This window comes from Adhaeribacter radiodurans, from assembly GCF_014075995.1.
In the GTDB taxonomy this organism is placed as follows: Bacteria; Bacteroidota; Bacteroidia; order Cytophagales; family Hymenobacteraceae; genus Adhaeribacter; species Adhaeribacter radiodurans.
Window position 1 is genome coordinate 4,590,086 of sequence record NZ_CP055153.1, and the last position, 24,872, is coordinate 4,614,957.

Sequence of the window (24,872 nt, forward strand, 5' to 3'; positions counted from 1 at the left end):
GTTCTTCGTTGGTAGGAATAACGAATACTTTCACCGGCGATTCGGAACGGTTAATTTCGCGTAGTTCTTTTGAGCGGGTTTAGTCATTAAGGAATTCAATCTTACAATGTCAATTTCAAAAATAAAAGCCGAATACTAACCTAAAGATTTTCTCTTTTAAGTTAGTATTCGGCTTTTTGTTTTGAAGACTTATCCTAAACAGATTAAAATTAAGACATCTTGTTTGATATGAATGATCATGTCCTTTATTGGCTAATCCGAAACAATCATCTGTATTGTTTCAGAAAACTTACCCGCTTGCATCCGGCAGAAGTATGTACCTGAACTTACTTTAAGGCCGCTAGAATCATCTAATTTCCAGATAATAGCGTGCTCGCCCTTCGGATAAATGCCAGTAGTTCTTTTCACCACCTGGCCTAACGCGTTATAAATAGTGAACGTTACTTGTTGTTGCTCGGGCACAGTAAAGCCAATGGTAGTTTCGCTGCGGAATGGGTTCGGATAGTTTTGCTTTAACTCAAAGCCAAAATCTTTTACTTTTATTAAAGCCTCGGTATTTAAGACATTTAACTGCTTTAAACTACCTGTATAAGCTACACTCCCGGTAATAGCAGAGTTAATAGCTATTTTACTTTTTGTACCACCATTCCCAATTACTTTAAACCGTACTTGAAATACCTGCGTATCGTCCGCTAAACTCAAGCTGTCATTGTCATTAACCGACCAGGCAGTGGTAAGCTTACCATCCCGCACACTATGTGTACCAAAAATACCTTCTACCGCAGCATTTTCTACTTGCGTAAACTCGAGCACGGTTGGATCCCAGTTTAAGGTAAACTGATAACCACTCACGTTTCTAAAGTTCTTCACCGTTACCGGCACCCGAATTTCGGTATCCGGCAATACTTTCAGATCCAGCAGGTTAAAGTTTAAATCTCCGGCAATCTGAATCCGGGCATTTGTCGCATCCCAACTGTTGGTTACATCTCCCAACTTCATCCCGATAAAATCCTGATTACTTAAAGAACTTATTTTACTATACGTACGGGCACTGTCGAAAGGAAATGGATTAGTGATACTAGCAAAAGTAAAATCGCTGCGCACAAATCTCCATAAACGTCCTCCAGGGAAGCTCTTTGTATAACCTAATATGAAAGCCCGGATTAAATTAATATCCTGATTGGTTACAGTACCGGAACCGTTCACATCGGCAGCAATAATTTTGTATGGAGAGTTCAACAATTGTTTTTTAGAAATGTGGCGTTGAATATGTACCAAATCCAAAGTAGTAACCCCATTCGTCACTTCTACGTCGTTTTTCTTAGATGGAGTGAGTACGTAGGGTTGATTATAGGACAGATTGAACCGGTAATTTCCGTTGGACAAAGTAGTTACCTTTTTAGAGCCAAGATTGGTTTTGCTGCTGGTAGCTTTAATGGTTACCCCACTTATGCTACTGCCAGCTTCACTCCGGATAGTACCTGTTACTGCTACTTCGGATAAGATAATGGCCGCTCCGGCTTTAGTCTTTACTTCCACCACATTCAGGTTTTTATCTGTAACTTCTATTTTCACGGGTTTGTTTGTTACGGATATAGGTGTAAAGGAACCTGCCGGGCCTACTAACTTAAGACGAACCGCAAATAAGATTGCATTATCATTTAAGCTCTGCGAAATACTTCCCGCGCTTTTCCAGGAAAAAGACAGTTTACCAGTATTTACCTGGGTAGTGCCAAAATTTCTCCTGGTCATCTGTTTCAAACCAAAACTTTCAACACCTACATAAGTTGCCACAGCAGTATTCCAGTTAATACTGCCCTGAATGGACATAATATTCTTTAAATCTTTTACCCGTACCGGCACTAACACCTGGGTATTGGAATAGCCGCTAACCGTGTTTACTACTAAGGTAATGGCTTTGGGAACCGGAACAATAATTACTTGAACAGTACCCGGGTTGCTGGTACAACCATTTACCAAAACGGTAACTGAATACATGCCGGCAGCTCTACCTGTTACCTTGTTAATAGTAGGGTTATGTAAAGTAGAAGTAAAACCATTTGGTCCGGTCCACTTGTAGGTAGCTCCGGGCACCGTGTTGACGCGCAATTTCAGAACGCCACCTAATACAGGACTGTTTGCCGAAACTACGGGGGTGGCGAGTTTACCTTGCACTGATAAATTGGTACCATTATCGGTACCGATAACCGCCGGATTAGAAGATATAACTCGTACCCGGTAACCAGTGCCGGTAATAGTAGTAACCGGAATAAAGGCCGCAACCGGACTGGTATTTCCTACTCCTATAGTAATGGGCACGGCAAAGGAACCCTTTGCATCGGATAACTGCACCTTAAAGATATTGGAGCCGTTAAAAGAACCAGTGGTAGTAAAAGGCACATTTACGGGGCTGCCGGCGCACAATCTGGAAACACTTAAGGCGGAACCGGTAATGGTATTGCTTAGAACTGTAAAATTACTGTTGCTGGTGGCGGTGCCATTGGGAGTAGTTACACTTATTAAGCCGGTACTGCTGCCCGCAGGTACGGTAGCCACAATAGTCTGAGCATCTTTTACCGCATAAGAAGCGTTAGTATTATTAAATTTTACGCTGCTGATATTGGTAAATCCACTTCCTTTTATAGTAACTACGGTTCCCACCGGACCACTTAGCGGGCTAAAACTACTAACCGCTACTGCCTGCTGAATGGAAACAGAAACCGTTGCCGAAACGCTGCAACCATTTACGGTGGCTGTAACCGTGTAGGTTCCGGCAGCCGAAGAAGTCACATTCTCGATGGTAGCCTTTTGGGTCGTTGCCGTAAAATTATTAGGGCCAGTCCAGGCATAGATTGCATTGGTAATAGTAGCAGCACTCAAAGTTAAGGAAGCGCCGGCAGTTACCGGGCTATTGCTACTGGCAGTTAAATTTTCGGGTGCCTCGTTGATGGTAATAGTTTTAGTAGCTTTGTTCGAGCAACCACCGGCTTCAGAGTAAATATACTCAATGGTATGGGTACCTACTCCGGCCGTAGCCGGGTTAAATACCCCATTGGCATTCATGCCATTTCCTACCCAAACCCCTCCTGCCGGCGAACCGGAAAGCGTAACTTCTTCAGCGTTTACGCATAGACTGGTCGGTAAACCGGTAAACGAAACAGTAGGCAAGGATTTTACCACGATGGTAGATGTGGCTGCATTGGTACAGCCGTTTTCATTGGTATAAGTATAAGTAATCGTGTGGGTACCTATGCCGGCAACGGAAGCACTAAATTGCCCATCTTTTACGCCGGTTCCGGAATAAGAACCACCTTTCGGTAAGCCGCCAGCTAAAGTAAAGGTTGCTGCCTCGGTACAAACCGGGGTAAAAGCGGCCAGCGTAACAGTTGGCAAAGAATAGATTTTAACCTCCTGCGTGTAAGTATTGGAGCATCCCAGGGTGTTGCTTACCGTTAGCTGCACTTTATACGTTCCGGAGGCACGATACGTGTGGGAAGGATGCTGTTCCGTGGACGTGCTGCCATCCCCAAAGTTCCAGTTATACGTCATAGAACCAGAACTAACCGTACTTTGGTTGGTGAAGGTCAACGGCTCGTTTATGCAGGCTTCCACCTCAGCGAATTTGGCTTCGGGCGTGGCAATTATGGTAACGGTTTTGCTCACGGCACTGTAACAGCCTTCGTCGGAGTAAGCTTTTAAGGTAACGGTATAGGTTCCGGATTGAGCGTATATATGGTTCGGGTTCTGCACCACAGCACTATCCCCATCGCCGAAATTCCATTCGTAGCGGGTAATGGTACCGGGGCTTACACTGGCAGTTCCCAGGAACGGTACCGCTACCCCCGCGCATTTAGTCGTAAAATTAAAACTAACGGTAGGACTTGGCTTTTTAAAGCGGGCAACCCGTAAAGTATCATTACTTACATTATCGTCCTGAATACCTACGAGCCAAACTTTAAAATCATATTGCCCTTCTTTTAACAAATTCTGGCTTTCCTTAAAGGTATATTCAATATCATTGTTAATGGAGCCCGGAATGGTTTCGGTAAATATGGGGCCTTTGTTTACCTGGTAAGCTACTTTCAGATTAGTAAACGGAATATCTCCGAACTGAATAATATTAGCCGTTACCGACTCCGACGAGGTTTGGTCACAATCCAGGGCCGGGCTGATGAGGCGGGTAATCCCAAAGTCGACGGTAAATTCATCGGCGCCAATATCCGGGGCGGAGCTGTTGCGAATCTCACCATCAATATCCAGTAAAACGCCAGCCACCGGTATACCGGCTCCGTTTAAATTACGCTGGTAGGTTCTAAATTCCGTTTTACTTTTGAAGAAAGGGTTAACGGCTTTGGAGTTCGCATCCCCTTTCAAGGCCTGCCCCCACGTGCTTAGGTTCGTGTAGTCCGTACCGGCATAATGCCCCAGCTTGCCGCCCGAAGAATAATAATCATTGTAGTCAATGTCGTTCGTACCACTCAGAGCTGCACCAATGTATGCGGCATAGCCCCCACCGGAGTTGGCGAAGATGTTGTTCTTCACCGTGAAGTTGCCGTTGTTGCCTTGCACCGAAAAAGCCCGCGCCTGGCTCAGGTCCGTCCCCGTGGTATGCACGCTGTTGAAAACTACTTTTACATTCGAACTGCTATTCAGCGATATGCCGTAAGTCGTTCCTTGCCCTTGCGTCTGCACAAAGTTGTTGGCTATCAAGGTGCCTTGTGCCCCATTTAAATTTATAGCATTGGCATTAGTAACACCCGTTATCTTATTACCGCTGATTTCTGCTACACCATTGCCTTCAATGTTGATAGCATAACCCGTTTGGGCAGAAGCGACAATACTATTGTTCGATATCACGTTGCCTGAAGTGCTATATCCACCGGTATATTGATAAATTTTGCCATCACTGATTGTATTACTGGTTATGGCACTATTGCTCCATCTATGGATTAAATTGATCTCTCCCGTAATAAGATTTGAATCTATAAATACTTTGTTCATAGGCGCATAGGCCCCATATGCATATACGGAATAATACCCTGGTTTTAAACCTTCTATTCGGTTTCTCCTTATAATAATATCACTGCAACCTGCTACATCACCACTAGTACTTTGTAAACTTATGTAAGTGTATAACATCCGGCTATTTGCAATAGTGATGTTGTTAGACTCACGTATACTTATTGTTTTCGCTTGAAAATAGTAATTACCACTATTGAAAGAGCAGTTAGCAAAATCCGTATACCTACTTTTTTCAATCTTCACTATATTGCTGTTACTACTCCTAATAAAGCCAAGCTTCTTAAAGCTGAGGTATTCTCCCCCATTAACCAGTAAAGTATAATCCAGCACTGAATTTTCCTGATTATAGCTTAGAACCGCTTTCGTGCTGTCGCCACTCTCTGACTCAAATACAATCTTGTTAGTAGCTGAAGCACCGGTTACTTTGCCAATCACCACCTGCTCATTATAGGTGCCGTTGCGTACTTTGAACGTCACCGGTCCAACCACGCCCGCATTGTTGAGAACCGTCACCGCTTCGGTGAACGTCTTGAAGTCTGGTGAACTGCCCCCTATCGTGTATACCCCAGAAAGAGCCGCTACCAGGTTCTGCACCGTTGCTGTATCGTTATAGCGGTTCAGGTCCTGTTGGCTATTGGGATTAGTAGCCCAGGCATCAATGTCAAAAATGGAAGCCCCCGAGAAGTTATGTGTTTTTAGGGTTACTTCCTCCGATGCCCCACTAACTAAGTTACCACTCCAATTAACAGGTGTTTGAGTTACCTTATTTATCTGCCAATTAAGGGTAGCCGAAGAAAGTGTATTTAGCCCTTGATTTCTTAGTAATACTTTCACTGGCACCGATGTACTAATAAGCGGACTTGTAGGAGTAATAATGGCATCTAGCCCTGCATCAATCTCAATTGGCGTGTACTCTTTAGCTCCTATATCGGGTTTACTACTATTCCGTGTAGTACTGTCAATGTCTTTGGTAATATTGGTGACGGGCGTACCTGCGTCATTAAGGGCTATATGATTTGTATCCAGGTCCGTTTTACTTTTAAAGAAGGGGTTAACAGCTTTGGAGTTCGCATCCCCTTTCAAGGCCTGCCCCCACGTGCTTAGGTTCGTGTAGTCCGTACCGGCATAATGCCCCAGCTTGCCGCCCGAAGAATAATAGTCGTTGTAGTCGAGGTCGTTGGTACCTGTCAGAGCCGTGCCAATAAAAGCCGCATAACCCCCACCGGAATTGGCGAAGATGTTGTTCTTCACCGTGAAGTTGCCGTTGTTGCCTTGCACCGAAAAAGCCCGCGCCTGGCTCAGGTCCGTCCCCGTGGTATGCACGCTGTTGAAAACTACTTTTACATTCGAACTGCTATTCAGCGATATGCCGTAAGTCGTTCCTTGCCCTTGCGTCTGCACAAAGTTGTTGGCTATCAAGGTGCCTTGTGCCCCATTTAAATTTATAGCATTGGCATTAGTAACACCCGTTATCTTATTACCGCTGATTTCTGCTACACCATTGCCTTCAATGTTGATAGCATAACCCGTTTGGGCAGAAGCGACAATACTATTGTTCGATATCACGTTGCCTGAAGTGCTATATCCACCGGTATATTGATAAATTTTGCCATCACTGATTGTATTACTGGTTATGGCACTATTGCTCCATCTATGGATTAAATTGATCTCTCCCGTAATAAGATTTGAATCTATAAATACTTTGTTCATAGGCGCATAGGCCCCATATGCATATACGGAATAATACCCTGGTTTTAAACCTTCTATTCGGTTTCTCCTTATAATAATATCACTGCAACCTGCTACATCACCACTAGTACTTTGTAAACTTATGTAAGTGTATAACATCCGGCTATTTGCAATAGTGATGTTGTTAGACTCACGTATACTTATTGTTTTCGCTTGAAAATAGTAATTACCACTATTGAAAGAGCAGTTAGCAAAATCCGTATACCTACTTTTTTCAATCTTCACTATATTGCTGTTACTACTCCTAATAAAGCCAAGCTTCTTAAAGCTGAGGTATTCTCCCCCATTAACCAGTAAAGTATAATCCAGCACTGAATTTTCCTGATTATAGCTTAGAACCGCTTTCGTGCTGTCGCCACTCTCTGACTCAAATACAATCTTGTTAGTAGCTGAAGCACCGGTTACTTTGCCAATCACCACCTGCTCATTATAGGTGCCGTTGCGTACTTTGAACGTCACCGGTCCAACCACGCCCGCATTGTTGAGAACCGTCACCGCTTCGGTGAACGTCTTGAAGTCTGGTGAACTGCCCCCTATCGTGTATACCCCAGAAAGAGCCGCTACCAGGTTCTGCACCGTTGCTGTATCGTTATAACGATTAGGATCAAGCTGATTGTTAGGGCTGCTGGTCCAAGTTTTTATATTGAACAAAGGAGCACCGGTAAAAGTATAAGTCTTGAGTGTAACTTCCTCCGATGCAGTACTTGCCAAACTTCCGCTCCAGTTAATTGGTGGTTGGGCTACACCATTTACCTGCCAATTAATAGTAGCCGAAGAAAGTGTACTTAATCCTTGATTGCGCAATAGGACTTTTACGGGTATAGTTGTACCGCTCAATGGACTTTGAGGAGAAGTTATCGCATCTAAGCCGGCATCGATTGCTACTGGAATGTATTCTTTGGCACCAATGTCTGGTTTTCTCGCATCCCGGGTAATTCCATCTATATCTTTAGTAAAGCCACTGATACTTGTACCCGCATTATTTAAAGCAATGTGGTTTATATGTGGCTCGGTTTTATTTTTAAAGAAGGGGTTAACAGCTTTGGAGTTCGCATCCCCTTTCAAGGCCTGCCCCCACGTGCTTAGGTTCGTGTAGTCCGTACCGGCATAATGCCCCAGCTTGCCGCCCGAAGAATAATAGTCGTTGTAGTCGAGGTCGTTGGTACCTGTCAGAGCCGTGCCAATAAAAGCCGCATAACCCCCACCGGAATTGGCGAAGATGTTGTTCTTCACCGTGAAGTTGCCGTTGTTGCCTTGCACCGAAAAAGCCCGCGCCTGGCTCAGGTCCGTCCCCGTGGTATGCACGCTGTTGAAAACTACTTTTACATTCGAACTGCTATTCAGCGATATGCCGTAAGTCGTTCCTTGCCCTTGCGTCTGCACAAAGTTGTTGGCTATCAAGGTGCCTTGTGCCCCATTTAAATTTATAGCATTGGCATTAGTAACACCCGTTATCTTATTACCGCTGATTTCTGCTACACCATTGCCTTCAATGTTGATAGCATAACCCGTTTGGGCAGAAGCGACAATACTATTGTTCGATATCACGTTGCCTGAAGTGCTATATCCACCGGTATATTGATAAATTTTGCCATCACTGATTGTATTACTGGTTATGGCACTATTGCTCCATCTATGGATTAAATTGATCTCTCCCGTAATAAGATTTGAATCTATAAATACTTTGTTCATAGGCGCATAGGCCCCATATGCATATACGGAATAATACCCTGGTTTTAAACCTTCTATTCGGTTTCTCCTTATAATAATATCACTGCAACCTGCTACATCACCACTAGTACTTTGTAAACTTATGTAAGTGTATAACATCCGGCTATTTGCAATAGTGATGTTGTTAGACTCACGTATACTTATTGTTTTCGCTTGAAAATAGTAATTACCACTATTGAAAGAGCAGTTAGCAAAATCCGTATACCTACTTTTTTCAATCTTCACTATATTGCTGTTACTACTCCTAATAAAGCCAAGCTTCTTAAAGCTGAGGTATTCTCCCCCATTAACCAGTAAAGTATAATCCAGCACTGAATTTTCCTGATTATAGCTTAGAACCGCTTTCGTGCTGTCGCCACTCTCTGACTCAAATACAATCTTGTTAGTAGCTGAAGCACCGGTTACTTTGCCAATCACCACCTGCTCATTATAGGTGCCGTTGCGTACTTTGAACGTCACCGGTCCAACCACGCCCGCATTGTTGAGAACCGTCACCGCTTCGGTGAACGTCTTGAAGTCTGGTGAACTGCCCCCTATCGTGTACACCCCAGAAAGGCTGCTATACAAGGTGGCAATTATCGTATCATTTAGAGCATTTAAGTCTTTTTGCCCGTTCGGGTTCTCCTGCCAGATTTTTAACTGGTAAGCTTTGCCTTGCTGAAAATTATAATTGGCCAGGGTAATATCGTCCTTCACTTTTCCGAAAGCCAAAGAGCCGGTCCAGTTATAGGGAGTTTGGGCGACCCCGTTTACCTGCCAGTTTAAGGTTGTACTGGTTAAGGAATTAATGCCATAGTTGCCCAAACCCACTTTTATGGCTTGGCTGCCCGAACTAAAAGGCATTTCGGGAGCGCTTAACTTTACCAACCCGCCGTCGCGCGACAAAGGCGCATAAATCCTGATATTGTCTAAGGCCCAGTAGTACGAGGCATTACCTGTCCAGCGGAACCGGACTTTGGCATTGGTTACCCCGCCTACTTTCGCCGAAATGTTATACAGTTTGCTTTCGGGGTTAGCGGTACTATCTACGTAGGTATCCAGCACGCTCCAGGTGGTACCGTTAAATATTTCGAGGGTGCCTTTGCCGTTTTTACCGCCGGCAAAAAAATGGTCGAAGGTAAGCAGGGTATTGCTACTGATGGAAGCATCGAAAAACTTAGATTCCAGAATTACGTTTTCCGCCCCATCTGCCTGTGAATAATTATCGCTGTCGAAAATAGCGAAGTTGCCCGTAAACGGATAATTGAGGGTACGGATACCCGGGTTATTAAAGCGCCACTTATCGGCCGCTCCACCTCCCGTGGCATTATTGAGCCAGCCTGTAGGTGGCGTAGTTTCGGAAGCCGAAGAGAAGTCTTCGTTCAGAATATAAGTCTGACCAAAGCTGCGGCCGGTTATAAGCACAAGAACCCACCAGAAGAACAATAAGTAGATTTTTTTCATATTTAGTAGTTTGGGTTACCGTAAGGTTATATATGGGTATTAGAATTCAGCAGAAAAGAATTTTCTCTTGGCTGGTTATTTAATTCTTTAAAATTGAGAACTATCAAAATTGGTTATTACAGGCAATAGTAAGCTCCCTGATGGACCGAATGGCCAACTTTATCCTGGCTATTCCAAAGAATGGCAGGTTTATCTTCTGCTTAACAGGTTGACAAGAAAGTTTAAAGGAATTTATTCAGGCGGATTATATTAGTAGTTTTTTCTTCATAGGCGATTTAAGGTATCAAAAAAACAAACAGTACTTTATACAAGGTCAAACATCTAAGCATCTGGTTAGGGAACTATAACCTCCCCAATTACTTCATTAAAATATCACACAAAGGCGGTTTACACCTATTCACCATTTAGGCAATAGTGTATTTATCAACAAAGGTTAGTCTTAAACAAGTTGATTAAATTACTTTATTAAAAAGCTTACCTTATACATTCCGTCTACAGCTAAATTGTTACCTATTATTTATGATAATTTCATAAATAATTTTCAAATGCAGCTTCAAGGGCTTGCATTCCAAAATTAATTTCGGTTACGAAAACATAGGAAACCTGAGAGATTATGAAAAAGGCTGGTAAAGCTTTAAATAAACCTATATTATCTTTAATGATAAATATTAAATAAAGAATTTCCAACTATAATTAAAGCAATACCCTTATTAAATTTATGTTAATTTTTATTTTTATATTTATATAAATAAGCAGTTTAAGAAATTAAATGCAGAGAATAAATATAATTATATGAATATAAGTCACTTACTAAAACTTACAATACGTAAAATTTGAATGCTATTAACGTAGGAGGAACTGTTTATTCTAAAACTTTAAATAAGCTGCATTAGATATAGTATAATTAGTAAAATTTAATTTGTTATAACTACCTACCCCAATTTATCTATTCCAGTAAATACCACTACATTGATTATGTTAGCAGTTCAAAACATTGCTTTGCTATTTCCAGTTCTTCGTTGGTAGGAATAACGAATACTTTCACCGGCGATTCGGAACGGTTAATTTCGCGTAGTTCCTTTGAGCGAATCAGGTTTCTTTCTTCGTCTAGTTGTATTCCTAAATAGTCCATATCATGGCAAACGCGGGCGCGCACTTCCGGATCGTTTTCCCCTACACCAGCGGTAAATACAATAGCATCTAAACCGTTTAACACGGCGGCATAAGCCCCAATGTACTTCTTAATCCGGTACGCGTACAGGTCGTAAGCCAGATTGGCGACCGTATCTCCTTCCTCAATGGCTTTGGTAATATCGCGCATGTCGCTGAAACCGGTTAAGCCCAGCATACCGCTGCGTTTATTTAATAAAGCATTTACCTGCTCCGGGTCGTAGCCTAATTGGTTTACTAAATGAAAAATTACGGAAGGATCAATATCACCGGAACGGGTTCCCATAATTAAACCGCTTAAAGGGCCAAAGCCCATGCTGGTATCCAGGGATTGATTGCCTTTAACTGCGGTAATACTACAACCATTTCCCAGGTGAATGGTAATAAGTTTGGCATTGGGTTTACCTAAATACTGCACCGCTTGCTCGGCTACGTACTTGTGGCTGGTTCCGTGAAATCCATACACCCGGATGCCTAAATCGGTGTAAAATGATTGGGGTAAGGCGTACCGAAACGCGCGTTCCGGCATGGACTGGTGAAAAGCCGTATCAAAAACAACTACTTGCCGAGCTTTACGGAAGGTTTTTTCGGCTACTTCAATGCCCAGGTAATTAGAAGGATTGTGTAAAGGCGCTAATGGAAATAATTTTTTGATTTCGGCTTTTACTTCCGGAGTAATAATGGTAGTAGCAGCAAAAGTTTCGCCGCCATGTACTACCCGGTGCCCGACCACCTCAATCTCATCGGGATTCTGAATTACTCCTGCTTCGGAGTCAGTTAATAAGCGTTCTACTTCCTGTAAACCGGCCGCATGATCGGGCAAATCTAAAGTTAAACGAATTACATTTTCCGGAGTGCTGGTAAATACCCGATGGGTAATTTGGCCATCTTCTAAGCCAATCCGTTCAATTAAACCACTGCAAATGGGTTGCTCGGAAGGCATTCTAAATAATTGGTATTTAATAGAACTGCTGCCGGCGTTTACAACAAATATGTTCATGTAGTTTTTATTACGTAGTAGGTTTAACGTTTTAGGTTATACGCTGCTCAAAGTAGAGCTTACTTTTATTTAAATTTTCTACTTATTGATTAATAATCTTTCCTATCACGGAACAATAATCTCCCTTATCGCGAGCGTCCACGCTCGTGATGCTTATCGTCCTGTCTCTGGCCGGGAGGAATCTAACTTAGTTACTGTAAAGGGAAGCCTATCCGTTGGCTCGGCCAGAGGCCTACCACATAATAGACACGAGCGAGGACGCTCGCGCCAGTTAGGATTACATTCTTCAATCTTCAACCTTGCAACTTTCTAACTTTTAAACCTGCAACTCCCCTACCCCTGGCTTTGAATAGCTGTAATTACCACGGTATTAAAAATATCATCTACGGTGCAGCCACGGCTTAAATCGTTTACGGGTTTATTTAAGCCTTGCAGCATTGGACCAATGGCTAAAGCGCCGGTTTCGCGTTGCACAGCTTTGTAGGTATTATTACCGGTATTTAAATCCGGGAAAATAAGTACGCTGGCCTGGCCGGCCACTTCGGAGTTGGGTAATTTTTGTTTTCCTACCACGGGGTCTACCGCCGCATCGTACTGAATGGGTCCTTCTACTTTTAAATCAGGGCGTTTTTGCTTTACAATTTCGGTGGCCCGGCGCACTTTTTCTACTTCTTCGCCCTCGCCGGAAGTACCCGACGAATACGAGAGCATGGCAACGCGCGGCTCAATCCCGAACCGCCGACTGCTTTCGGCGGAAGAAATGGCAATTTCGGCTAATTGTTCGGCCGTAGGGTTCGGGTTTACGGCGCAATCACCGAACACCGATACGCGATCGGGCAAACACATAAAAAATACCGACGACACAATGGAAACACCCGGTTTGGTTTTCACAAATTGCAAAGCCGGCCGGATGGTGTGCAAAGTGGTATGTACTGCCCCCGAAACCATGCCATCGGCGTGGCCTTTGTACACCATCATAGTACCAAAATACGATACGTCCGTCATCAGGTCGTAAGCCATTTCCAGCTCCACGTTTTTACTTTTCCGGAGTTCGTATAAAGTCTGCACGTATTCTTCGTAGTATTCCGATTCGGCGGGGTTAATAATGCGCACCCGGCTCATATCCAGCGGCAAGCCCATCCGTTTTACGGCAGCGGCAATTTCACTTGCGTTGCCCAGAATGGTTAAATCTACAATTTCCTGGTTAATTAACCGGGTGGCAGCTCTAAGTATGCGATCGTCGTTCCCTTCGGGTAGCACAATGTGTTTTTTCTGGCTTTTGGCCCATTTTACCAATTGGTACTGAAACATGTGCGGCGTAATGCCTTCGGGGGTAAAGGTGATAATTTTTTGATCGAGGGTGGCCACATCCACGTATTTCTCGAAAGTATCAATGGCCAGCTCAATTTTTTTGGTATTATCCGGTGTAATCTGCGATTTAATAGCTCCTACTTCGGTGGTAGTCTGGAAAGTACCGGTTTTTACCGCAATAATAGGTACTACGGTTTGCAAACCTTCGATTAAGCGCAGAATTGGCTCCTCGGGTTCAGAACCGGCCGTAAGTACAATACCGGCAATACGGGGATAATTAACCGATAAATTGGCCTGCAACGCACAAATAATAATATCGCCGCGGTCACCGGGGGTTACTATCAATACATTATCTTTTATGTGCTTTAAAAAATTCGGCACTTGCATGGCTCCGGTCACGAAATTATCTACCCGGTTGGTGAGTTGCTCTTCGCCGAAAAGTAATTTACCGCCCAGGTTTTCGTAGATTTCCCGCATGGTCGGGTTTTTCAAACTTTTATCATCCGGAATTACCGTAAAAATTAAATCGGGGGGTAGTTGGCCCTGCAACAGTTCGCGTACATCATCGGCCTGGTCCGGATTTACTTTATTGGCAATTACGGCTATAATCTGCAGTTCCCGCGCTTCAAAATTGCGCAAAGTAGTTATCACCGAATTAATTACCTGAGCCGTAGTTTTGCGCTCGCCCGAAACTACGAGAATTATGGGGATGCCCAGGTTTTTGGCTACCATTACGTTTACATCAAACTCAAAAGCGGTTCCTTCGCCTACAAAGTCCGTTCCCTCTACTACCGTGAAATCGTAATTTTCTTCGAACCGTTTAAACTTATTAATAATGGTATCTATAATTTCGCCTTCGTTTTCAGCCTCAATTAAGCGCAATACCTCCTGCCCGGTAAAAGCATAAGTATCCGAATATTGCACCGGCAGATTAAAATAATTAACAATGGTTTGGATGTGCACGTCTTTCTTCTCCGCGGGGTTCGACTGAATAATAGGTTTATAGTACCCTATTTTTTGAGCTTTGCCCAGCAGCATATTCACCAAACCTAATGCTACCATCGATTTACCACTGTATGGTTCGGCCGAGGCAATAAAAATGGTTTTTGTCATAGAGCTGATTGTTTAGAATAATGAAGACATTTTAAGATAAGCCGAGATACTACGCAAATTCTTTTTTAGTTTTCACAAAACTAGTTTTCCTGGACTTTCGGGTAAGAAATATTTCAGAATTTACTTTTTCGGATAGTACACCGCCTCGATCCAGGTTTAAAGGAACGAACCGAAACCAGGTGGCAAATGTTTTACCTGGCCTGACCACCGCAATAAAGTTTTGCGTAGTACGTATCATCCATAAGCTACCTTTCAGGCTATTTGCTAAGAAATGACGCATCCATTTAAAAGTACAATTAACTTGGTTATAAAGTATAAATCATCTGTAATCCGGTATAAATTTATATATTGGGTATTAGTATGCCTTACTCTGGTTTGCGGCGCGGCCACGCAGCCCACCGTTAAAATGGCCCCTATTGTTTTACGTAATATGCCTCTGCCTTTTACGCCCAAAGAATTTTACATTGCCGAAGTAAAAGACGAACGCGAAGACCGTAAAGCCGTTGCTTATTTAATTCCGGCTCCGGCCGCTCCTGGCCTACCCTTGGCTACTACTCCCCAACCCATAGATTTACAAGGCGGCGGTCTGGCCGGCATCCGCGAATTTATTCAGCGTAGCTGGGCGCAAAATAATAAACTACGTCCGTTAATTATTCGCCTGAAAGAATGTAAAGTAGTAGAAACCCCGAGTGCTACCAAAGGGCGGGTAGATGGCCATATTTCGATTGCTTTGGCCTATGATTACCGACGCGAAGGCAAACCCGTGCATTTAGTAGAATACCGGGGTGGTGCCCGCTACAGCCGCCCGGCCAATTCGCTTACGGTAATAGAACCAACATTGCGCCAGTCTTTAATTGCGGGAATTCGGTACATAAATATTTGGATGGACCAGGAAGCCGGCCGGAATGAAAAACTAGCTACAGGTATTCAGGTAAATTTTACGGATTACGTGCGCAACGCCGAAGATGATACGGTTTTTTATACGCCTAACCGCCCTTTAAAGTGGAATGACTTTACTGCTACTCCCCGCGGGGGTAAGTACGCCGCCTTGGTTTTCCCGAGTTTTGCCTACCAGGGCGGCAGCGAAGTAATAAACGGAGTAATTCAGTTAAATTTAACCGTAAAAGTTTACGTAATCCGGAGTTCGTCGTGGGTGAAAGACGCGGCCCGCGATGCCTATAGCTTAAACCACGAACAACGGCACTTTGATATTGTAAAACTAGTAGCCGAACGCTTTAAGCGCAAAATTCAACCGGATAGTTTAACCCTGGACGATTACAACAGCATCGTGCAATACAAATTTATCGAGTCGTTCCGGGAAATGAACAAGATGCAGGAAAAGTACGACGGCGAAACCGGTCATGGGACCAACGCTGCCATGCAGGAAACCTGGAACAGCCGCATTGATGCGGATTTGCGAAAATACGGCATAAAGCAGTAATAACTGTTCCTCATTTAAAGTCCGTTCTGCAATATCTTTTAGGTGTATTTTATGGCTGTATCTTAATGGAAATAAATGGGTAATAATGGAGGTGCATTTCGGATTCGGTTGATTTTGGATGGATATATGGAATAAGGAAGTAAAATATAATGCCGATAACCGGAGTTACTCCGTTTATCTGTTAGTTAGGGGTAATTGAAAGAAAAATGAAGTATAGTATTGAATGGCTTAAAAGAACCTTGGAAGAAGGGAAAAGATTTAAATATCTCTACTTCTGGGGTCACCAGTCAAGTAAAAAAGAAATTACAGCTTCTTGTTTTAGCCAGTGGTGGGTTGCCCCTTTTTCGGTTGATAATGTAATCTACAAAACCGCAGAGCATTGGATGATGGCTCAGAAGGCAAACCTGTTTGGTGACAATGATGCTTTTGAGAAAATAGTAAAGGCAAGGACACCTGGTGAAGCCAAAGCCATTGGACGTAAGGTCAAGAACTTCGACGATTCCGTTTGGGAAGAAAAACGCTTTAAAATTGTGGTCAATGGAAGCCTTCAAAAATTCGGACAGCACCAAGACTTGCAAGAATTCTTAATAAATACCAAAGATAGAATACTGGTAGAGGCAAGTCCTGTTGATAATATATGGGGGATTGGGTTAGCAGCCGACGACAAAAAGTCCGAAAATCCTGAAAATTGGGAAGGACTTAATTTATTAGGATTCGCTCTGATGGAAACAAGGGATATTCTAAACAATAACTAAAAAACAACTTCCCCCTAACCACGTGTAAACGCTAGCTTCAGCCGACGGCCTCGCCATCGTTTACACAAGTACGTTACAGACAATTATAGACGACCATAACGGTTAGTCAATCAACCGATGAGTCCCGCCTACCACCCTACAATTTTTGCCAAATGGCAAATAACCGACAGATAACTACTTCTAACTTTGATGAATGGAAAAATTTATTGAGTATGTGTTACAATTTGGCAATTTGAACCAGCAACAAATTGACCTGATAAAAAGCAAAGCAACAGAGTTAGAACTTCGCAAAGACGACTATTATTGGGAAGCGGGAAAAACAGTTAAACAAATTGGCTTTCTTACCGACGGGGTTATTCGGGTTTTTTATTACAACAACAAAGGCGAAGAAATTACCCGTTATTTTATTGACGAAAACCATTTGATTTTATCGGGCAACACGCTTGACGAAGTTTTTACGCCTTCTGAATACCTGTCAGCCATTACTTCGTGTAAATTGATTGTTTTTTCTAAGCAAGATTGGAAAGAAATTTCCGACACTATTATTGGCTGGGACACTATTCTTCAAAAAATAATTGCAAAATACCACAGCGAAAAAATGGCAAGAAGAAGTGAGTTAGTTTCGCAAGACGGAACTACACGTTACCTTGACTTTATTAAAAAATTTCCGACGTTGGTAAATCGTGTACCCTTATCATATATCGCTTCTTACCTGGGAGTTACGCAATCTTCCTTGAGCCGAATAAGAAAAAACATTGGCTAAAATCGCTTTTTGCCAAATGGCAAATGATTCCATTTTTTATTGAACCAGTTTTGTAATGTCAAATTTTAAAATCAATAAAATGGAAAAAATAAAATTAGGAAACGGCGGATTAGAAGTATCTGCATTGGGTTTTGGTGCTATGGGATTAAGTTTTCCAAACGCCCCTACAAAAGAAGAAAACATTAAATTGTTGCGTTCGGCGGTTGAACAAGGCATAACGTTTTTTGACACAGCCCAAGGCTATGCCGATAATGAATTATTGGTTGGCGAAGCACTTGCACCATTTCGTAATGAAGTAGAAATCGCCACCAAATTTGGTTTCAAAGAAGGTAAAATGTTATTAGGATTAGACAGTCGCCCCGAAAACATAAAAGCAGTAGCCGAAGCTTCTTTGAAGCGATTAAGAACTGACGTGATTAGTTTGTTTTACCAACATCGCTTTGATCCTAATGTGCCGATTGAAGACGTGGCAGGAACGGTAAAAGATTTAATTCAACAGGGTAAAGTAAAACATTTCGGTTTATCGGAAGCAACTGCCGAGGCCATTCGCAAGGCGCACGCTGTTTTGCCGGTAACGGCTTTGCAAAGTGAGTATTCCATGTTTTATCGGGAACCCGAAACAGACATCCTACCTACATTAGAAGAATTAGGAATTGGTTTTGTTCCTTTTAGCCCGTTAGGCAAAGGATTTTTGACAGGAACAATTAATGCTAGCACCGAGTTTGATAAAACAGACGGTAGAAGTTTTTCGCCCCGTTTTAACAAAGAAAACCGGGAAGCCAATCAGGCGTTGGTTGATTTAGTAATTTCCATTGCGACCGACAAAAATGCTACGCCGGCACAAGTTGCATTAGCCTGGCTATTGGTTCAAAAGCCTTTCATTGTTCCAATTCCGGGTACATCAAAGTTGCACCGCTTACAAGAAAATATGGGCGCTACAACTATTTTATTGACAACGGACGAGCTAGGTAAAATAAATTCGGCACTGGCGGCAATCAAAATCGTTGGCGAACGCTATCCTGCACAGATACAAGCAGCGACCCAACGAAAATAGATAACAACATAACTACTAGCAAAAACATTACTATTTTGCTTTTGCGGTTAATTGAGATTAATACTTTCCAATGCCGCATTGTTGGTAATACTATTAAAGTTAACAACAAGCAAAGGGAAATATTTTCGTATTTTGAATCTACAGGAAATTTTATGACAGAATTCTGGGAGTTAAGCTTTAGAGATAAAAAGACTATGTGGGGATTTGAACCGGCAGATTCCGCAATTGTAACCCTAAACTTATTTAAAGAAAATGGGCTTAACAAAATTTTAATACCTGGGTTTGGCTACGGTAGAAATGCAAAAATCTTCACTGATGCTGGATTTAAGGTAACTGGGATAGAGATTTCAGAAACCGCCATTGACCTGGCCCGAAAGCACTACGGAAATGATGTAAGAATACATCTCGGTTCGGTTAGTGCTATGCCGTTTGACCAGGAGTTATACGATGGAATTTTTTGTTACGCTTTAATCCACCTGTTAAATGAAAAAGAGCGGATTAAGTTGATTAATGATTGTTACCATCAACTAAAGCCCAATGGGTACATGGTTTTTGTGGCAATTTCAAAAAATGATGCTGCTTATGGGAATGGAGAAAAATTAAGTAAGGACAGATTTGAAACGAAGCACGGCGTTCAACTATTTTTCTATGATTCAGACTCTGTAGAAGAGGAATTTGGCAAATATGGAATAGTTGAATTTAAAGAGATAGATGAGCCTGCCAAGAATATGGAAAACAAACGTTCACAAAAATTCTGGATTATAACCTGCAAAAAGCAAGCAAAATAAAAAGCAAGGGCTAACAAAATTTACTAAATGTTAACAACGAACACACAGTCCGGTACTTTTTATCAAATGGTAAATTATAACTAAGGCCATTGCCTACCTTTGCGCCAATGAAACAATTAATTGAATGTATTTTGCAGTTTGGCAACCTGAATAAACAGCAAGTTGACCTGATTACAAACAAAGTAAAAGAAATAGAACTTCTTAAGGACGAGTATTTTCGGAAGCAGGTAAAATTTCCCGACAAATCGGTTTCGTGGTGAATGGTGTTGTTCGTGGTAGTTATTACAACAACAAAGGCGAAGAACTAAAATTCAACTTTGGTGCTTCTATAGTTCCAATACTTTTTGCGGGGCTTTTTTGTAATTTAGTAATTGACAAAAAGTATTGGCTACGGTAGCGATAACCTAAACTATGGTGCTTTTATTTCCGCTGTTACGCAAACTCGTTAACCGTTAGCAGCAAATTTTACTAAAAATTCATTTGTAATAAGCTGGAACATCAAACAAAAGAAAATTTACATTATGGAGAATAATAAAGCAATTTTAGAAAAGGCAAACGCGGCTATTCGCACCGGCGACAATGAGGGATTTCTGTCTCATTGCACCGAAGACACTAAATGGGTATTTGTAGGCGACAGAACTTTAGAGGGGAAAGAAGCCGTCCGAGAGTGGATGTTAGAGGCTTACACAGAACCTCCCCAATTTATAGTCGAAAACTTAATTGGCGACGGTGATTTTGTTACTGCAATTGGGGAAATTACCCTTAAGGATGAAAACGGAGAAGCAGCCCGCCATTTATACTGCGATATATGGCGGTTTCGCGAAGATAAAATGGCCGAATTAAAAGCATTCGTCATTAAAGCCTAGTCAAAAGTTAAAATTTCTACTTGTAAGAAGTAATTAGCTCTTAAAACAATTACTAATCAGCTATGGAATATGGAAGCCTTCGCCTGCCCGCTATGGGGAAATGGCCTGGTTTCTTCTCCACTATTATAGGGCTAAAGGAAAAAATTTACTAAAACCTAATCCTTTTAGCCTCATTATTAATTCAATGTTAGTACCAGCTAATTAAACTACTAATTATGGCATCCATTTCCATCCGGATTATTGAATTCAAACCCGCTTTTAGAGCGGGTTTTTTATTTAGTAATTAAACATAATTAATTACTCTTCATGCTGCCGAAATTATTGGTAAACATTACTGATAATCATTCATTTATCACAAAAGTATACTAACAGGTTACTGGTGCCTTTTTACTTAATACAACTCCACTTTGGAAATCCATAAGGCTTAAAAACTCAACAAAATTATTTGTCTATATTTATTTTCAACTTATCTTAGTAACTAAGATATTTAGTTGATAAGATAATTTATGGATAACGCCTTAATCACACGAATAAGAAAGCTAAGCCAACTGTATGCTTACACTTCTATCCAGATGCACGAAACCGTTGCCCGCCAGGCCGGACTTTCCGGAACTGACCATAAATACTTAGGCTTCTTAATTGAAAAAGGGCAAATGACGGCCGGCGAACTTTCTAATTTAAGCGGCCTGACTACTGGTGCTGTTACGGGTTTAATTGACCGATTTGAAAAGAAAAACCTGGTAAAAAGATGCTTCGCCGAAGACGACAGACGCAAAGTTATTATTCAACCAAACACCAACAATATAATGGCCCTACTGGAACCGCTATATAAAGAGTACCGGAGCAAGTCAGAAAATCTTACGGCTTCTTTTTCAAACGAGGAAATTAAAATTATTGAATCCTACTTTTCAAAAGCAATTGAAATCATGCAGGAATCAACGCATCATCTGAATAATAAAGAAGCGCAAAATGAAAAATAGTAGGTCTTCCATTCTGGGTTTTCAGGAAATTGATAAAACAAAGCTGGCATTGGCCGGGGGTAAAGGTGCCCACCTGGGCGAACTTTCCCGGATACATGGCATTCAGGTTCCGGATGGCTTTTGTATTTCTACGGCGGCTTTTAAAAGAATTATAGCAGAAACACCGTTGGTTCAAAATCTACTGGAATCTTTAGCAATTCTTAAAGTAGAAGACCGAAATAAAATTGGCGAGTTAAGTGCTGAAATCCGCAGAATTATAGAAGAAATAACCATTCCGCCGGACATTCGGGCAGAAATCACGTTGTTCCTCACCAGACTTGGCAAAGAAAATTCTTACGCCGTACGATCCAGCGCTACCGCCGAGGATCTACCAACCGCCTCTTTTGCCGGGCAGCAGGATACCTATTTGAACATCATCGGCCAAGAGGCAATATTTAAGCATATTAGTAAATGTTGGGCCTCGTTGTTTACGGAGCGGGCCATAATGTACCGCCTGCAAAATAACTTCGATCACCGTAAAGTTTATTTGGCGGTGGTAATTCAGAAAATGGTATTTCCAAAGGCAGCCGGAATTTTGTTTACCGCCGATCCCATTACTTCTAATCGGAAGGTGGTGTCCATTGATGCCAGCTTTGGTCTGGGCGAGGCTTTGGTTAGCGGCCTGGTAAATGCAGATAATTACCAGGTACGTAACGGCAAGATAATCGATAAGAAAATAGCTGCTAAAAAGCGGGGCATTTATGCGGTTAAATATGGTGGAACGCAAGAACAGGAGCTGGAGCAGGAGCTCCAGAACAGGCAAGCGCTGACGGATGAACAAATTTTACAGTTAGAGCGCCTCGGCAAAAAAATCGAAAAGTATTTCGGCCACCCCCAGGACATTGAATGGTGTTTGGTAGAGGATACCTTTTATATTGTCCAAAGTAGGCCCATCACCACCTTATTCCCCATCCCGGAAGCGAAGGATTTTGAAAATCACGTGTATGTATCCGTTGGCCATCAACAAATGATGACCGATCCTATGAAACCATTAGGCTTGTCGTTGTGGCAGCTAACCGCTGCCCGGCCCATGTATCAAGCGGGTGGCCGGTTGTTTGTTGATGTTGCCCCGGATTTAGCTTCTGCTGCCGGAAGAGAGATTTTAATAAATGTGCTGGGCAAATCCGATCCGCTAATCAAAGACGCCCTGACGACCATCTTAGAGCGGGAAGATTTTATTCCACCGTTGCCAGAGGATAAGACTGAGTTGAAACCCAGTTCCAGCCATAAAGGTATGGTGCCGGCAGCCTTTCAAGTGCAGCTCGAAAACGATCCGACGATTGTTGCTGATTTAATTAAGAGCAGCCAGGCATTAATTAAAACCTTAAAGCAGGACATCCAGGCAAAGTCAGGGGTGGAGTTGATAGATTTTATCCTGGAAGACCGGCTAAAGCTAAGGCAAAGTTTATCTGATACGCAAAGTTTTGGGGCGATTATGACGGGCATGAATGCTCTATCGTGGATTAATGAAAAAATGAGGGAGTGGTTAGGGGAGAAAAATGCAGCAGATACGCTTTCTCAGTCGGCACCAAACAATATTACGTCAGAAATGGGATTGGCGCTACTGGATGTCGCTGATGCAATTCGTCCGTACCCCGAAGTAATGGCGTATTTGCAGCACGTACAAGAGGAGAACTTTCCGGACGATTTAATTCAATTGAATGGCGGGCAGCAAGCCCGAGAGGCTATCTGTGCTTACTTAGACTTGTACGGGATGCGCTGCGTCGGGGAAATTGATATTACCAGAACGCGTTGGCGCGAAAAACCAACCATTCTTATTCCTCTTATTCTTAGTAATATTAAAAACTTTGAGCCTGGTGCCGGCAAGCGGAAATTTGCGCAAGGGCAACAGGAAGCTTTGAAGAAGGAACAAGACTTGCTGGAACGATTAAAGCAATTGCCGGATGGTGAACAAAAAGCCCAAGAAACTAAACACCAGATCAGTTTGCTCCGAAACTTCATTGGTTACCGGGAATACCCCAAGTACGGCATGATGAATCGTTACTTTATTTATAAGCAAGCCCTATTGAAGGAAGCGGAGCGACTCGTGCAAGCTCTTGCTATTCACGAAAAAGAAGATATCTACTACCTCACGTTTGAAGAGCTGCGCGAGGTTGTCCGCACCCATAAACTAGATTACCCAATCATCTGCCAACGAAAAGGGTACTACCAATGGTATGAAAGACTAACGCCACCCCGGGTAATCACCTCCGAGGGGGAAGTCATTACAGGTACGTATAAACGGGAAAATCTGCCCAATAAAGCGATAGTAGGCCTGGCTGTTTCTGCGGGAGTAACAGAAGGGCGGGCGCGGGTAATCTTAAACATGGAAGAGGCTAATCTGGAAGAAGGAGATATATTAGTTACCGCCTTTACGGACCCTAGCTGGACTCCCTTATTTGTATCCATTAAAGGTTTAGTAACTGAAGTTGGCGGACTAATGACTCACGGTGCCGTTATTGCCCGTGAATATGGTTTACCAGCCGTGGTGGGAGTAGAAAATGCGACCAAATTAATACGCGACGGGCAACAGATTCGCGTACACGGCACAGATGGGTATATTGAAGTCTTATAAATAGCACTGCTTCTGGTTAAAACAGCAAAGCCACTGCAAATTCAGCGGCTTTGCTGTTTTAACGTAAGTACGAGTTAAAGATAAGTATAGAATAAAAAAGAAAGCTCATCCACTTTATTCGGTCATTCTAGAAGAATCTAATTTATAGGTTACCTACTGGTTAGACTCTTACAGGAGGGCTTAAATAGAAAGCAAGAACCAGAAGAAATAGAACTTTATCTTTCTTGCGTGTAGAAATGTGCTTATCCCGAACTTACGTTGTTATATCTAATAAATCAGGGTAAATCAGGCATCTGGTATTTCAGGCTCTACCAGCTTAACTAGCTTTTCCAGCGATTCCTGCCAGCCCAGGTAACACATTTCAACTGGTATTACTGCCGGTATGCCTTCCTGCAGCACTTTCAACTCCGTGCCTACCGATGTTTTCTGGAACCACACAGACGTAGTCATAACACCTGGCAGGTTGGGGTCGTCAAACCTGTCAGTGTACTGTAAAAATTCATTGGGCTTTACTTCTACATATTCTCCGCCAAAGGAATGGCCGTTGCCGGTAGTAAAATTGTGAAACGACATTTTAAAAGTGCCACCTACCTGCACGTTCATGTCCTGAACTGTACAAAGAAAACCGTAAGGTGGTAACCAGGCTGCAATCGCCAGGGCTTCGGTGAAGGCCCGGTATACTTTTTCCGGCGAAGCCTTAATTACTCTGTGCAAGGAAACTTGATTATCTGCCATATAAATTATTGTTAAGTAGCTCCTATTCGTTTGGCTTTTCGGGGCGCCAGTTTTTTGGGTGGTAGCTGCTCCACGTCTGCTTTTTGTACCTATCAACTATTACAAAGATGATAGTAAAAACACTAATGGAACGGGGTAGATCGCGACAAATTAAGGTAATTTTACGACAGGCAGCCTTCCAGGTAAGAGAATGAAATATACTGGTAAGTTATAGAGTAAATTTGATTTATTGGAGTTATAGAAACCCTCATCAAGAAGAGCAGATTTAAACAAAATACAGCCAAATCACAGTTTATAATAAGGCCCTGTATCTTACTAAAATGTTAAACCACCCTAA

General features: G+C 42.5%; 14 protein-coding genes. 9 read left to right on the plus strand and 5 right to left on the minus strand.

The window, feature by feature from the left end:
• Window positions 1–252: 252 nt before the first annotated feature.
• The 4 genes from HUW48_RS18350 to HUW48_RS18365 form a co-directional block, all read right to left on the minus strand.
• Window positions 253–9,945, minus strand: a complete 9,693-nt coding sequence (locus HUW48_RS18350) for a PKD domain-containing protein (RefSeq protein WP_182412322.1) — start codon at window positions 9,943–9,945, stop codon at window positions 253–255.
• A 973-nt stretch (window positions 9,946–10,918) separates the two neighbouring features.
• Window positions 10,919–12,115 (minus strand): acetate/propionate family kinase, encoded by a 1,197-nt coding sequence (locus HUW48_RS18355; protein WP_182412323.1) that lies wholly within the window; start codon window positions 12,113–12,115, stop codon window positions 10,919–10,921.
• A gap of 333 nt (window positions 12,116–12,448) precedes the next feature.
• Window positions 12,449–14,539 carry a phosphate acetyltransferase gene (pta, locus tag HUW48_RS18360; protein WP_182412324.1) on the minus strand — a complete coding sequence of 697 codons (2,091 nt, stop codon included), beginning with the start codon at window positions 14,537–14,539 and terminating at the stop codon, window positions 12,449–12,451.
• A 49-nt stretch (window positions 14,540–14,588) separates the two neighbouring features.
• The gene (locus tag HUW48_RS18365) at window positions 14,589–14,819 is read right to left on the minus strand and encodes a hypothetical protein (protein WP_182412325.1); all 231 of its coding nucleotides are present in this window, start codon (window positions 14,817–14,819) and stop codon (window positions 14,589–14,591) included.
• On the opposite strand from HUW48_RS18365, the gene HUW48_RS18370 reads away from it, so the two are divergent.
• From HUW48_RS18370 to ppsA, 9 genes are all read left to right on the plus strand, one after another.
• The gene (locus HUW48_RS18370) at window positions 14,811–15,980 is read left to right on the plus strand and encodes a hypothetical protein (protein WP_182412326.1); all 1,170 of its coding nucleotides are present in this window, start codon (window positions 14,811–14,813) and stop codon (window positions 15,978–15,980) included. The two genes, HUW48_RS18365 and HUW48_RS18370, sit on opposite strands and share 9 nt — an antisense overlap.
• Window positions 15,981–16,186: 206 nt before the next feature.
• The gene (locus HUW48_RS18375; protein WP_182412327.1) at window positions 16,187–16,735 is read left to right on the plus strand and encodes an NADAR family protein; all 549 of its coding nucleotides are present in this window, start codon (window positions 16,187–16,189) and stop codon (window positions 16,733–16,735) included.
• A 193-nt stretch (window positions 16,736–16,928) separates the two neighbouring features.
• On the plus strand, window positions 16,929–17,498 hold the full coding sequence (locus tag HUW48_RS18380; protein WP_182412328.1) for a Crp/Fnr family transcriptional regulator: 570 nt from the start codon (window positions 16,929–16,931) through the stop codon (window positions 17,496–17,498).
• 79 nt (window positions 17,499–17,577) lie between these two features.
• Window positions 17,578–18,552 (plus strand): aldo/keto reductase, encoded by a 975-nt coding sequence (locus HUW48_RS18385; RefSeq protein ID WP_182412329.1) that lies wholly within the window; start codon window positions 17,578–17,580, stop codon window positions 18,550–18,552.
• A 41-nt stretch (window positions 18,553–18,593) separates the two neighbouring features.
• Entirely contained in the window at window positions 18,594–19,340 is a 747-nt protein-coding gene (locus tag HUW48_RS18390) for a class I SAM-dependent methyltransferase (RefSeq protein WP_246343543.1), read from the plus strand.
• 107 nt (window positions 19,341–19,447) lie between these two features.
• Window positions 19,448–19,600 carry a hypothetical protein gene (locus HUW48_RS18395; RefSeq protein WP_182412330.1) on the plus strand — a complete coding sequence of 51 codons (153 nt, stop codon included), beginning with the start codon at window positions 19,448–19,450 and terminating at the stop codon, window positions 19,598–19,600.
• A 261-nt stretch (window positions 19,601–19,861) separates the two neighbouring features.
• Window positions 19,862–20,206 (plus strand): nuclear transport factor 2 family protein, encoded by a 345-nt coding sequence (locus HUW48_RS18400; protein ID WP_246343544.1) that lies wholly within the window; start codon window positions 19,862–19,864, stop codon window positions 20,204–20,206.
• 506 nt (window positions 20,207–20,712) lie between these two features.
• A complete protein-coding gene (locus tag HUW48_RS18405) occupies window positions 20,713–21,186 on the plus strand; it encodes a MarR family winged helix-turn-helix transcriptional regulator (RefSeq protein ID WP_182412331.1) in 474 nt (157 codons plus the stop codon).
• Window positions 21,176–23,800: a phosphoenolpyruvate synthase gene (gene ppsA / locus HUW48_RS18410; protein ID WP_182412332.1), complete on the plus strand. Its 2,625-nt coding sequence runs from the start codon at window positions 21,176–21,178 to the stop codon at window positions 23,798–23,800. The genes HUW48_RS18405 and ppsA overlap by 11 nt, the downstream gene beginning before the upstream one ends.
• A gap of 285 nt (window positions 23,801–24,085) precedes the next feature.
• Here the strand turns inward: ppsA and HUW48_RS18415 are convergent, their stop codons facing one another.
• The gene (locus HUW48_RS18415; protein ID WP_182412333.1) at window positions 24,086–24,535 is read right to left on the minus strand and encodes an SRPBCC family protein; all 450 of its coding nucleotides are present in this window, start codon (window positions 24,533–24,535) and stop codon (window positions 24,086–24,088) included.
• Between the last annotated feature and the right edge of the window lie 337 nt (window positions 24,536–24,872).